Source organism: Halosolutus sp. YCN4 (assembly GCF_059736495.1).
In genome coordinates this window covers 579322-592695 of record NZ_JCASSM010000004.1, presented here as the reverse complement: position 1 = coordinate 592695, position 13374 = coordinate 579322, and the positions used below count along the sequence as shown (strand labels likewise).

Below are 13374 nucleotides of genomic sequence, written 5' to 3'. Positions count from 1 at the left end.
AATGAGATTGTCTGTCATAGGAGGTTCTTGTTACAGGTGTACGATTGTAATATATGTGTCACGGTTGTTACTGGGGTCCGCCCACAGGACACACGAGCGCACTGTGGCCACGAATTCCGTAGGGGACATTCGAGTCGATCGAAAACCGCTGTTTGATGTCATCGAACATACTCGGCCGGCGGATAGCCACTTTGAGCGGGTTCGGTTCGTTCGAATAGCCGTATTCGCCTGTATCAATACAAACCGATGGGGGTCCTCGATCGATTCGCGCCGCGGTTCGACCAGAACGCAACGAATCCGGCATATTTGTTCCAGTCCGAAAGATATATATTAGAACCACTTCGACTACGCAGTAGGCTTTTGCTATGTACGTACTTGCTGGTGTCGAAATGACTCTTGCCGGTGTCATCCTTGCTATCGCAATCCTGTTACTCGGCGGGTTTGTCAAGGGGACGGTTGGGTTCGCCGTGGGTCTGATTACGATCGCGGGTATCGTTCAGGTGTTTCCTCCGCAACTCGCCCTCGTCGCCCTTTCCATTCCATTTCTCGTATCGAACCTGGTCATCCTGTACAGGGATGGATTCCCGATTCACTTTCTTCGTGACCAGATCGGGTTCCTGATCATGCTCACGGTCGGACTGTTCGTTGGCGTCTGGTTGCTCGAAATTCTGCCTCCACAAGTTCTCTACCTCGCTATCGCCGCGTATGTGGGCCTCTTTCTCGTGTTCCAGCGAGTCGAAGAGCAAATCTACGAGTACGCAGACAATTCGACTGCGAGTGTGTTCAGCGGAACGTTGAGCGGGTTGCTCGGCGGTGCAATCGGTGCGCCCGGCCCGCCGCTCGTGATTCACTCGTATCTCAATACGATCTACGAAAACCGTGCGCTGTTCGTGACGGGCACCTCGGCGCTGTTTCTGGTGGCACACTCCATACGGGTCCTCTTTCTCGCAAACGCCGATCTGCTTCACACCAGAGAACTCGTCCTAGGAATCGCATTTACCGTTCCCGTCTTTATTGGTGCGTACGCCGGCACCGTCTTTCGACCGTATGTCAACGAGCGACTCTTTACGCTCTTTATTAAGGTGTTGCTGGCTCTTATCGGAATTCGCCTCTTTCTGAACGGCATTGGTTGGTAGCGTCCCGGAACCTCTTGTCGTCGCGTCCGTGCAACCGATCCGACACTGGGTATTGCAGGGGCTCCGACCGTCACTGCGGGGCCGACCGGCCGCACGGTTTCGCTCGTTTCGTTCACACCGACACGGTCGCGGTGGTCTGCAGGAAATCGATTTCAGCTGTCACAACATCGTCTGTTCTGTTCTTCCAGAGTTACGACATCGTCTGTGCGCCCGGAACAGAGCGTTCGAGAGGATCGAATCCGACGGAACCGAAACGGCCACCACGAGACTGACGGACTCTCCCTATCGAGTTCGGCAAACGGTGGTCGTGCACGGAACCGCCGGCGTCGATAGTGACGACGCCACGACGATCACAACAGTAACTACTAACACCCCTACGGACAGACTGTACGTCTGACTTGCAAGCAATTTGTACCTCGCGCGTGGTTCGTCCACTGGTAACCGATCACGGAACCGCTGGCCCGAATAACGCAGTCACATCGTTTGCCCCCGGTCCGATGGGTTCTCCCTCGAATGGCGGCCTCCGCCGGCCCCTCGGTACCGACGATGGGTCCGACCGGAAAGCGGTCCGTCCGCGCTCGCTCGCGCTCGCTCGCAGAATCGCCATTCGATCCCTTACCGTCCGGCGTTCCAGTACGGCTACCGGGACACCGGTTCCGTGACCATTCCCCGAAAGACGCATACCGATGATCGATATCTCAACGCTGCTGACGCTGGTCGGTGCTGCAACTGCAAGCCTCTTCATGGCATGGACGATCGGTGCGGGCTCCTCCGGATCGACCCCGTTTGCCCCCGCTGTCGGGGCCAACGCGATCTCGATAATGCGTGCCGGGTTTATCGTCGGCATTTTCGGGTTCGCCGGTGCGATAACGCAAGGGGCCTCGGTTTCCGAAGCGATCGGACGCGATCTCATTCAGGGGGCTACGCTTTCCCCGACGGCGGCCACGATCGGACTACTGACGGCGGCGACGCTCGTCTCCATCGGCGTCTTTACCGGGTATCCGATTGCAACCGCGTTCACCGTAACGGGGGGAATAGTCGGGGTAGGATTGGCGGCCGGCGGCGGGCCGGCGTGGGCCAAGTATCTGGAAATTCTTTCCCTCTGGGTCGTAACACCGTTCGTGGGTGCCGGCATTGCGTACGCGACTGCGCGTCTGCTGAGTACGGAATCGATACCGATACGGTACGCGATTCCACTGCTTGCGGGTGGTATCGGACTCATCGTGGCTAACATGGAGTTCGTCGTCCTTGGAGAACCGGGAGAGAGCGCGTCGCTCGCCGGATCTGCGGACCAGGCGCTCTCCACCGTGTCGGTCTCCGGAGTTCCGTTGCTGACTGGGAGCGTTTCCCTCGTCGTCGCAGCCGTCTGTGCACTTATAATTTCAGTAGATATGAGACGGAACTCGCTACTCGCTCAACGTCACTTTTTGCTCGCACTCGGCGCTCTCGTCGCGTTTTCGGCCGGTGGAAGCCAGGTCGGTCTCGCGATCGGACCGTTGTTACCGCTTTTGGACCCCTTCTCGATACCGATCGTTGCGGTGTTGATCGGCGGGGGCCTCGGCTTACTGGCGGGATCGTGGATGGGCGCACCGCGAATGATAAAAGCGCTCTCGCAAGATTACTCCGCGCTCGGCCCGCGTCGTTCGATCGCCGCACTCATCCCGGCATTCGGTATCGCCCAGACCGCGATTCTCTTCGGAATTCCGGTCTCGTTTAACGAAATCATGGTGAGTACGATAATCGGAAGCGGCTATGCGGGCGGGAGCAGTTCGGTCAGCCGCACGAAGATGCTTCGAACCGCGCTTATCTGGGCCGTCTCGCTGGTTCTCTCGTTCTCTATCGGGTGCGGACTCGTCCTCTCGATCGATCTGCTTCGGACGATCGGTAGCTGACGATCGCGCCCCAGACGTCTCATCAGGCCTTACGCTTCCGTCCACGCCAACTTCGACTTCTGCGCTCTAATCCTCACGCTCCGACCTTCGCTCGCTCCGTCTTTCGTTCCCTTCGATCCGTGCGGACGATCGGTGCGCTGACCGTCGGCGGCCCCGCTTGGGTCTTAAGGGATAGTTTTTATATTTATCTGTTCTAAGCGACTATCATGTCCGAACGCACGGTTGTCGTTACCGATCACGATTTCGAGGACCTGTCGATCGAACGGTCCATACTCGAAGATACTGCGACGGTCGTCGAACTCAACGACGCCGTCGTTACTCCCGACCTCGATACAGAGATTTTGAACGAGGCGGACGCCGTATTGAATCTTCGCGCACAGCTGGACGGCTCGACGATCGAGGAGTTATCGAACTGCCGCATCATTTCCCGGTACGGTATCGGCGTCGACAACGTCGACATCGAGGCTGCGAACGAACTGGGGATCTCGGTTACGAACGTCCCTGACTACTGTCTCGAGGAGGTCGCGACGCACGCGATTGCCCTCTTGCTCTCGTTCGCGCGCGAGGTTCACACGTACAACGACTCAGTGGCCGAGGGGACGTGGGAGAGGGAGGTTGGGTCGCCGCTTCACCGACTGTCAACGCAGACCGTTGGTCTCGTTGGACTCGGTGCGATCGGCAAGGCCGTCTGCGATCGGCTAGCACCCTTCGGACCCGAGATACTCGTCAGCGATCCGTACGTTGATTCGGAGACCGTTGAGAGCCACGGTGGGACGCTCGTCGAGTTCGAGGAACTCCTCGACCGCGCAGATTACATCTCGATCCACTCGCCGTTGACCCCTGAGACTCGCGGTATGATCGACGGAAGCGCATTTTGTCGGATGAAATCCACGGCCGTTTTGATCAACGTCTCTCGAGGACCGATCGTCGATACGAACGATCTGTGTTCAGCATTGGATGCCGGCGAGATTGCTGGTGCGGGCCTGGATGTTCTCCCTGAGGAACCCCCAGCACACGACGATCCAATCCGGTCTCACGATCGCGTCCTCACGACTCCTCACGTCGCATGGTATTCTGCGGAGGCGAACGATCAACGGCGACGTGCGGCTGCGACGAACGTTCGTACAGTGTTATCTGGCGATCGCCCACAAGAGATAGTGAACAATCCGATATAGCAATCTCTCCGGAAAGTCGTGTTATCGGCACTGTTTGGATAGGTTTTTGAAAAATCCGACTTCTCCGAGAAGGCATCTAATTTCCCCTTCATATTTTATACATTACCATTATATTTTGACTACTATTTCGACAATATATTATTTATATGTGATGTTGTCCGTGCTGCAGGTGATTATTTATCGCAGTCTATGTTTCATTTGGAAAATTGTTCTGTAACTATCGTCTGCATTCGAAATTGGTATCGAGAGCCGCTCTGTCAGCTTTTTCCGTTTATTGAGTCAAATCGCTTGTATTCCTTTTTTTGAGAATTCATTGAGTCTAGAATTCAAAAATCTATAACAATCATATTCTGGGACTTTCTAATGAACTCTTTCATCGTTTCCCGCGCTCAATCGGCTCTCGAGCGCACCATCGGCAGGCATCTTCTGGTTATACTCGACGAATCCAGCGAACTTAATTTGCTAACAAGATTCAATCGTCGTCACTCGCGCATTGCGGGCTCGACGATCGGTGGTTCGAGTCGAATTCCATAAGCTATGAGCCCGGATGCGATCATAGCACTGGCGGCAAGTAGCCACCACGACCCCTGGTAGCCGACGGTGTCCGCGAGGTAGCCGAATGCAGGTGGGGCGACGACAGAACCGACGACGAGCGCGAGTTGGCTGCCGGCGGTCGCCCCGCCGACCTCGTTGGCTGTGACCAGTGTCGCCATATAGGAGTAATAGACCCCGGTATTCCCGAGTACAAAGAATCCGAGCACGGAGAAGGCGATGGCGGCGCTCCACGCGCTGTCGGTCGCAGCAACGACGACGAACAGCAAAGCGGCCATAGCGGCCTGTACGATTAGAATTATGCCGATTCTGACCTGTGGGTCACCGGGCAGATTGTCGCTCAACCACCCTCCGACAAGGCGGCCGATGCTGCCGAATAGTTGCACGAGTGCGAGCACGACGCCCCCGAAGGCGACCGAAGCACCGATCGATTCGTCGATATAGAGAATTACGTATCCAGTCGTCGTGAACAGTGCCGCACCGAGAAAGAAGCCAGCCACGACGAGTGTGCGATACGGACGGTTTTGTGATAGCGCTCGGAAATCTGGGTACTCTGTCGCTCCGCCATCTCCAGCACTGCGATAAGAGAGTCCGAAGACGACAGTAACGATGAGACCGACGCCGGCAGCGACAAAGAAGCCGGCCTGCCAGAACAAGATGGGCGCGAGACCAGTCACGAGCAACGCACCGATACCGCTTCCGGTGGTAACACCGACCTGTTTGATCCCCATCGCGAGGTTCTGGCGACCCGCAGCGATATTATCGTAGACGGCCTTATTCGTCCCCGGCATTGCTGTCGCATACGTTGAACCGAGAAAAAAGGTCGCTGCAAGCAGGATGGCGTACGTAGGAGCACTCGCGACTATCGTGGCCCCGGCGGAGAGTCCGACGAGGCCTATCACAAGCGTGTATCGCTCGCCGAATCGGTCGGTCAACGCGCCGACGGGGAGCAACCAAACCGCGTAGCCGAACGTGAGCGCGGTCACAACGAACCCGACCCTCAACCGCGAGAGTCCGAACGCGTCGCGAAAGAACGGCGTCGCTGCGAATACTGTGTAGTAACAGATGCTTGCGGAGACTTGCCAAAGTGAGACGAACAGGACTGTCCGCCAATGTGACTGATCCATCGACTACCACGACTTTTCTCTAGTGTGCTCTTTATTGTCTCGGAGGCGGAGACACGTTCCGGACACGTTCCGGAGGGAAACCGCTTCGTCAATCCGTCTTTCCCTAAGAGGGCCGTGGTGAATCGCCATACGGCGTTGGATTTACCTAGCTCACAGCACGCTTGATGTTGTAGACGACACACATCAAAACGTTTTCACGGAACTCACGATACCAGCTTCGCGCACGCACGACGTCGCCGAGCGTGCGCTTGATTACCGAGAAAACGGTCTCAGCTAGTGCTCTCTGGCCGTAGAGAGTCCCATCGATCACGCGCATAACGTGCGGATCGATGGGACGGAACTCTCGATGCTTGATCAGCGGTCTTACGTCCTCTTCCCGGAGTTTATCACGTAACCGTTGCCAGTCGTAGCCTTTGTCGGCGGCGAGGCTGTGCAACTCGCCCGCGTTGCGGCGGGCGAGTTGCCAGCCGATCTGCGTGTCGTGGCGTTTCTCGGTTGTACAGTGAACGCCGAGGATAGCTTGTGACTCAGTATCGACGAGTGCGGTGGTTTTGGGCGTCTGAACACGATAATTCGTCCGTCGGCAGTAGTGTTTGCTCGCGTTTTCGCGTTCGAAAAACGTCGCGTCCATCGCAGCGTGACCAGATGGCTCGTGCAACTGCGCCGACAGGCGCAGCAGCACTCGCCAGACAGCTATCTTGATCCTGTCAAACGCCTTTACTAGCGTCGAGTGATCAGGGAGATCGGCCTTCTCAAGGCCGATCTCCGCCAGTATTTGTGGCATCTCGCTCAAGAGATCGAGCGCCTCACGGTAGGATTTCTCCAAGTAAATCCGCAGACAATGCAGCGAAACGACGGCGTAGTCGGCGAATCCGCCGCCCCGCAGGGTGGCGGCGGATTCGCCTTGGCCACCAACAGCACTTTTAGCCAATGTCACTACTTTCCCAGTGAAGCGGAAGATTTTGGACATGAACCATCCGCCGTTTCCCACTTCACTTCCCTAGTTGTAACGGATCAAGTCGGTGCTGTCTGGCGATTCACCAGAGCCCCTAAGAGGTATCATATAACTCTCTGCACACCGATATTATTGTTTTCCTGGCACCGTCTAGTTAGGGCGGTTTGAGAAGCGAGCAGGTCGTAGAGTTGGTTTGGAATGATGCTCGCAGACCTGCTCAGCGAGTGCTACGCGGCTGAATTTGATGAATGTTGGGAGTGTGAGCGGACGGCGACGCCCGTCAGGGTGTTCGCCGTCCGGCTCCACGCGACCGGTTGTTCGCTCCGAGAGACACAAGCAATTCTTCGCTTGGTCGGCGTAGAACGCACTCATCAAGCGATCTGGCACTGGGTACATCGACTGGCTGATAGCGTGCCAGATCCGCCGACGGCGAAGCCGTCGCGGGTCGCGGTTGATGAGACTGCTGTCAAGATCAACGGAGATTGGTATTGGGTATACGCTGCAATAGACCTAGACTCACGATTGATTCTTGACGTCGCAGTGTTCGGACGACGAAGCACCGATCCAGCCGCTGCGTTCCTGCATCGTTTGACCGAGAAACACGATCTCGACGACACAGTGTTTCTTGTTGATGGCTACGGGTATCTGACTGCCCTCTTTCGATTAGGATTGTGCGGTCAGCTCGACTATGTCGAGCGAAACCTAATCGAAAAGTGGTTTCACACCCTCAAAATGCGGGTTGACCGCTTCCATAACTCGTGGGTGGGCAGTCGGGCGAGCGTCAGAGAATGGTTTGAACAGTTTGTACACTACTACAACACACAACGACCACATCAGTCACTCAACGGACAGATACCAGCGAAGGTGCTAACTAGACAGTGCCGATCAGGCCATAGTATCAATTTTATATTATTTAGGCTTTTCATCAAGTTAATATAATAAACTATTTATAATGTGTGTATATGAGTTAGATATCGCCAGTAGACGGCGATCAACCGGGTAACGTCGCGATCCACAGACCTGTAGTTACTCTTGTCGAACAACGCCACTGGCTATACGCGGCACTCGATTTCATAACAAACGAAGTCTTTCAGGCACGGCGCCATTCGACACGATATACTGCCCTGGCGTCGGTTTCTACATGAAATCAAAGAGAAACACACCGACGAAGACAGTGTGTTTCTCGTCGGTTAGCACCAGTACTCAAAGCCGCGTTTCATCGCCATGGTCTCCGATTTCGATATGCAAGACACAGAAATTGAAACGCAACCAACATATGCTGTTAGTGATATGAATCCATATCTATCAGGTATAACACTATTTCAGAGACGGTGATTCAGCAACCGTTGAAGCCGGTTCCAGAGCGCCACGTACACTTAGAACTAGACACTCTGAACAATGCTTCCAGCGGCGCCGAGGAACACGAGGCTGAGTACGTCGACGTGATCACCCAGTTCGCCGATGCGAGGCTGTGTTCGACCTACGATCGTAGGTGCAAAGGCTGATCGTCCGAGCGTCCCGGTTCGCAAAACTCGACGTCACTGGGTTGACAGCTGAGTACGAGAGCGACGTCGTGCTGTCTCGCAGTACCACAACGGTCATTCCGGTTGGACAAGCCCTTCCCTACACGCAAAATCAGCGTTATCGGGAGCAGTTCCGTGGGGACGCCGATCGCGGCCTGTGTCGCAGCGCTCGGCCACGGGGTGACGGCGATCGACGCTCCAGGGACGGCCGCTGAGCCGCCGTGTCGCCCAGGTGGCCGAAATGTTGTTGTCCCTGTGGTCTCGTCGATGTGAAAATGGCAGCACTTGCTAACGGGAAGTGGCGAGCACTCGTCCTGGTCGGCGTCGCGGAGCTGTTCGCCATGACGCTGTGGTTCAGCGGGACGGCAGTCGGCCCGGAACTGGCCGAGATGTGGCACCTCTCCGACGCCGAGACGGCGTGGCTGACCAACGCGGTCCAACTGGGCTTCGTCGTCGGGGCACTGCTGTCGGCGACGCTCACCATCGCTGACGTCATCCGCCCGCGGTATCTCTTTGCTGGCTCTGCACTCGCTGGCGCCGGTGCGACGGCGCTCATCGCCGGCGTCGTCTCGAGTGGCCTCCCGGCCATCGGCCTCCGATTCGCCACCGGCGTCACCCTGGCAGGCGTCTATCCGACGGGGATGAAGATGATGGCCGCCTGGTTCGACAAGGGGCGTGGGCTCGCAATCGGCGTCCTCGTCGGCGCACTCACCGTCGGGTCGGCGTCGCCGCACCTCCTCCGGGCCATCGGCGGCATCGATCACCCGGACCGCGTGCTCTACGGGACGGCCGGGCTTGCCGCCCTCGGTGGGCTTCTCGTCCTCGCGTATGAGGACGGCCCACACCAGCCTGAGGCGTCCCCGTTCGACCCCGGCGCGATTCGCCGGATCGTCACCGACCGGAGCGTCGTCCTGGCGAACACCGGCTACTTCGGTCACATGTGGGAGCTGTACGCGGTCTGGACCTGGATACCGATCTATCTCGCTGCCAGCTTCGAGGCCAGCGGGACGGCCAACGCGGAACAACTCGCCGCGCTCCTGGCGTTCGGTACCATCGCCATCGGCGGCGGGGGGGCCTGGCTTGCGGGCTCGGCTGCCGATCGCTGGGGCCGCTCGCTGGTGACGAGCGTCTCGATGGTCATCTCCGGCACCGCCTGTCTCCTCGCTGGCGTCGTCTTCGGTTCGTCACTGGCCGTCATCGTCCCGTTCGTCCTCGTCTGGGGCTTTTTCATCGTCGCGGACTCCGCACAGTTCTCCGCGGCCGTCTCGGAACTCGCCGAAGAGAGTTACGTCGGCTCTGCACTGACGCTGCAGACTGCCATCGGCTTTCTCATCACCATCGCCTCCATCCAGTTGCTTCCCCTGGTCCAAAACGTGGTTGGGTGGCAGTGGGCCTTCGTACCGCTCGTCGTCGGCCCGCTCGTGGGTACGGGCGCGATGCTGTGGCTGCGAACGCTCCCCGAGGCTGACCGACTGGCCGGTGGGCGCGGGTGACATCCTCCCCGCCCTGAAGGGCGAGGAGTCCCGAGCGTTGAGATCTTACGGGTTGCAGTCCACCACCTCTCGCTGCGGTTGAAATCCGCAGGAGAGGTCAGAGAGGTGGACGGCCGGCTGTGCCAACCACCCGTGATCTGCCACGCTGGGACGTCTGAGACTGGACGCTAATGCCTATCAGATCAACCGCAGTGAGTCACCGGAATCGTCTCCAATGCGGTCTACCAGTCCGTAGACGGAGCTCGCGTCAGTCTAGCCTCGTGCGGTGACTGTATTTTCGAGCCCTTTCCGAGCGGGCTTATCATCGGTGCGGACGACCACGCTCTGTGTCGAGCGATCTCTGACGTACTGGATGGCCAGTCCCGCGAAGATTGCATCCGTTTTTTCGACGTCGTGTTCAGGCTTGCCGGTTTCGTTCGCGATCGTTCTCCTGGCGATATCGCTTGCTGTAACGGCATCTCCATCGAGTCGCTGTGAAGAACGTTATGAAATTCAAGGCAGGATCTGAGTTATCCAAAGTAGTCAACTCGGGATGGCCCCGGGTAGATCGCGTTCTACACGTTGCACGTGGGCTGAGTCCTGGCGCATACGCGCACTGTCGTCCACGCACGGGTTTTGACAGGGACTGAGAAAGTTGTTATTCGACTCACTACCTCGAGTGTTGGTACTGATCAATCACTCACATCCACCTGATCGGTCACCACCTCCTGCCACATTCGGCGTACACACTGTGCGGAAGGATTATACTCGGGCGTTCAGGTGCCGTCCATATGGAACGTCGTGGCTTCGTTGCGGCTGTCTGTTGTGCGGCCTGTGGAGTGAGTGCAGGCTGCCTCGTTGAGAACGAATCCGAGTCGGAACCGGTGATCGACTCCCTGGAACTCGAAAATCACCGACGGGAGGAGGGTCACGAGTTTACGGTGCAAATCGAGGACGAGGAAGAGGTGGTTTTCGAAGAAACGCATCATCTCGGTTCTGCCGGTTCGGGAGACGATGCTACGGCGTTTGAAAATCCGGTTGAGCCGGGAGCGTACACCGTCCGAGTTACCGCTGGTGAGTACTCTGTAACTGCAGAGACACAGACCCTAATTGAAGATGAGAACCCGTGTCTCCGGCTCAAATTCTACCTCAGTCCTGAGACACTCCACATGGAACATCAATCGTACGATCGTTGTGAGTAATGTTTTCGGTGAAGAGGATTCCGACCTGGACACACCGTTTTACCGCCCTCTCTTTAGAACGCACCGACAGTACTGAATGTGCAGGTCCACTGAGCGGGTGGTTCACTCGTTTCGTCGAGAAACAAACGAAGCCGTCGTGCTGAACTCATTCTCTGAGTCGGTCACGCTATTCCTGACACGAGTTGAGTAGTTTGGACTATCCCTGCTGAATACACAGCGCGGGCCGTGTTTAGACGCAACTCAGTTGACGTCTCGACCGGGATTATGTGGAGTTGAGCGAGGAAGCGGCGAGTATGCCGTCTCAACTCGCCCGCTTCACTGACCGATGCGTCGATTTGTCCCAGAACGCTGTCATCGGCAAGCCAGCGCCGGCGATCAGGAAGGGTGACGGCGGCTACGCTGACTGGGTAATTGTCTCGATCCACTGTCTCAGAGAGTATCTGAACCAGCTCTACCGCCGATTACTCGATATCTTGTACGAGATGGCCGGAATCGCCGCTAAACTCGGACTTTCTGTGGATCAGCTACCGGATTTCACCACCATCTGTACGCGGAAACCAGATCTCAAAATGCGGATCTGGCGGGTGTTACTGCGGCTGTCTGTCTCACTGCACGACCTCGGCGACGTTCAGGCGATCGATGCAACTGGGTTCAAACGCCATCAAGCCAGCCGTCACTACGTCTTCCGCGTCGGCTACAACTTTGACGATATCAAGACGACAGCGCTCGTCGATTGCGATACCAGCGTCATTCTCGATATCCATTGTTCGATGAAACAGCCGCACGATACACAAGTTGGACGACAGGTACTGACCAGAAATCTGGCACAGCTAGCCACGATCACTGCTGACAAAAGCTACGACTGGGACGCGCTGCGGCACGAACTCAGGGATGCTGGCATCCGCCCGGTAATCAAACATCGAGAGTTCTACGCACTTGACAAAGCGCACAACGCTCGCCACAACGAGAACGTCTATCACCGCCGCTCGATCGTCGAAGCGATCTTCTTCGCGCTGAAGCATCGGTTCGGCGAGACGTTGCGGGCCAGAACGTGGTTTGGCCAGTTCAGAGAGCTCGTCCTAAAGGCCGCCGTCAGAAACATCGAACAAGCCGTGAAGCTCTGATACCACTGATATCACGCGTCTAAACAAGCCCGATCGCGCGTATGCAGCAGAGGTTCACTACGGAATCACACTTCTCAAACGACGAACAGAGGAGTAGAACAATTCAATTACTAAACCTGTTCGATAGTATTATAACCTTGATCGACATGTATAGCGTAGGGATTTGAGAGGGATATGGTTATTCCGACAAAATCCATTCAACAATGACGCCAGAGAATACCGGAGAGCGAAAGCCTGCTGACGACCGATTCCACATGGGGAGACGACGATTTATCGGGACCACGGCTACTACTGGAGCAGCCATTGGAATGAGTGGACTGGCGAGTGCGGACACGGACGATGAATTCCCCCCGGCCGGCATAACCGAATGGGGAGATCCTGTCACCCTCGGGGATGGCGAGGCGAAGACGTTCACGACAGTGACGCCATCAGGGACCCCAAAATATTACGGTCTCTTTATTGAGCGGGCCGCACTCGAGGGGCTCCCGTCGGCCGACGAACTCGCGAGTTCCGGCGAGGACGACTATACGGACAAGTACGGACCGAACGGCGAGTCGGTGATCATCCACCACAAGTGGTCTCAGGAATTTTTCGTCCCGTTCCCGGAGACGACCCCGACGCCGTTTACGTTCCTCGGACTGAACTGGAACCCCGGTGGCCACCCGCCAGACAGCGTCTGGACCGAGCCGCACTTTGACATCCACTTCCACATGCTGCCGACCGGCGTCGTCGACGCCATCACCGGGCCGGCCGCGCCGACCTACGACCTCCCGGCCAGATACATTCCCGAGGGATATGTTCGCGGTCCGGTCGTAGATGAGCGAGTTATCACCGACATGGGCGAACACATGGTCGACCCCACCGTACCTGAGATGAACGGAGGGACGTTCACGAACACACTCATCTGGGGAGCCTACGACCCGGACGGCGATGATATTGCGGAACTGACGTTCGTCGAGCCGATGATCACCCAAGCGTACCTTCGAGAGCACTCCGATACTGATCGGCGAGCGATCGCTCAGCCCAAGACGTACGCCAGAGACGGTGTCTATCCGACGGCGTACGCGGTCCGTGACGTACCGAATAGAGACGGCGTCGCCATCACCATCGAGAACTTCGAGCAGTACCACGGGGACAACTAACGGCACGTAACTATCAGTAGCAACGTCTCCGGTGAATTCCGTTCTGCTGTATACACATCCTCTGAGCCTTGTTT

9 protein-coding genes and 2 pseudogenes are annotated in these 13374 nt (G+C 57.0%); 8 read left to right on the top strand and 3 right to left on the bottom strand.

Going from position 1 to position 13374, the window contains the following annotated elements; genetic code table 11:
* Positions 1-365 precede the first annotated feature (365 nt).
* The 3 genes from AC6I6X_RS17600 to AC6I6X_RS17590 all read left to right on the top strand — a co-directional run bounded on the left by AC6I6X_RS17600 (position 366) and on the right by AC6I6X_RS17590 (position 4203).
* Entirely contained in the window at positions 366-1136 is a 771-nt protein-coding gene (locus AC6I6X_RS17600) for a TSUP family transporter (RefSeq protein ID WP_497931834.1), read from the top strand.
* A 686-nt stretch (positions 1137-1822) separates the two neighbouring features.
* The gene (locus AC6I6X_RS17595; protein ID WP_497931833.1) at positions 1823-3028 is read left to right on the top strand and encodes an inorganic phosphate transporter; all 1206 of its coding nucleotides are present in this window, start codon (positions 1823-1825) and stop codon (positions 3026-3028) included.
* A gap of 206 nt (positions 3029-3234) precedes the next feature.
* On the top strand, positions 3235-4203 hold the full coding sequence (locus AC6I6X_RS17590) for a C-terminal binding protein (RefSeq protein ID WP_497931832.1): 969 nt from the start codon (positions 3235-3237) through the stop codon (positions 4201-4203).
* Positions 4204-4685: 482 nt separating this feature from the next.
* On the opposite strand, the gene AC6I6X_RS17585 is transcribed toward AC6I6X_RS17590, so the two are convergent.
* Both AC6I6X_RS17585 and AC6I6X_RS17580 read right to left on the bottom strand, forming a co-directional pair.
* Positions 4686-5882, bottom strand: coding sequence for an MFS transporter (locus AC6I6X_RS17585; RefSeq protein WP_497931831.1), 1197 nt, complete (start codon positions 5880-5882; stop codon positions 4686-4688).
* Positions 5883-6027: 145 nt separating this feature from the next.
* A complete protein-coding gene (locus AC6I6X_RS17580) occupies positions 6028-6852 on the bottom strand; it encodes an IS5 family transposase (RefSeq protein ID WP_497931830.1) in 825 nt (274 codons plus the stop codon).
* A gap of 183 nt (positions 6853-7035) precedes the next feature.
* Between AC6I6X_RS17580 and AC6I6X_RS17575 the strand changes: the two are divergent.
* Together AC6I6X_RS17575 and AC6I6X_RS17570 are read left to right on the top strand one after the other, a co-directional pair.
* Positions 7036-7701 (top strand): annotated as a pseudogene (locus AC6I6X_RS17575) (IS6 family transposase); the annotation flags it as partial.
* Positions 7702-8635: 934 nt separating this feature from the next.
* A complete protein-coding gene (locus AC6I6X_RS17570; protein WP_497931829.1) occupies positions 8636-9853 on the top strand; it encodes an MFS transporter in 1218 nt (405 codons plus the stop codon).
* A 177-nt stretch (positions 9854-10030) separates the two neighbouring features.
* Here AC6I6X_RS17570 and AC6I6X_RS17565 read toward each other — a convergent pair.
* Positions 10031-10318, bottom strand: a pseudogene (locus AC6I6X_RS17565) (PIN domain-containing protein); the annotation flags it as partial.
* A 305-nt stretch (positions 10319-10623) separates the two neighbouring features.
* On the opposite strand from AC6I6X_RS17565, the gene AC6I6X_RS17560 reads away from it, so the two are divergent.
* The 3 genes from AC6I6X_RS17560 to AC6I6X_RS17550 all read left to right on the top strand — a co-directional run bounded on the left by AC6I6X_RS17560 (position 10624) and on the right by AC6I6X_RS17550 (position 13300).
* Positions 10624-11034: a hypothetical protein gene (locus tag AC6I6X_RS17560; RefSeq protein WP_497931827.1), complete on the top strand. Its 411-nt coding sequence runs from the start codon at positions 10624-10626 to the stop codon at positions 11032-11034.
* Positions 11035-11327: 293 nt separating this feature from the next.
* Entirely contained in the window at positions 11328-12158 is an 831-nt protein-coding gene (locus tag AC6I6X_RS17555) for an IS5 family transposase (RefSeq protein WP_497931876.1), read from the top strand.
* 203 nt (positions 12159-12361) lie between these two features.
* Complete coding sequence (locus AC6I6X_RS17550; RefSeq protein WP_497931826.1) at positions 12362-13300, top strand: hypothetical protein; 939 nt, start codon at positions 12362-12364, stop codon at positions 13298-13300.
* Positions 13301-13374: the final 74 nt, after the last annotated feature.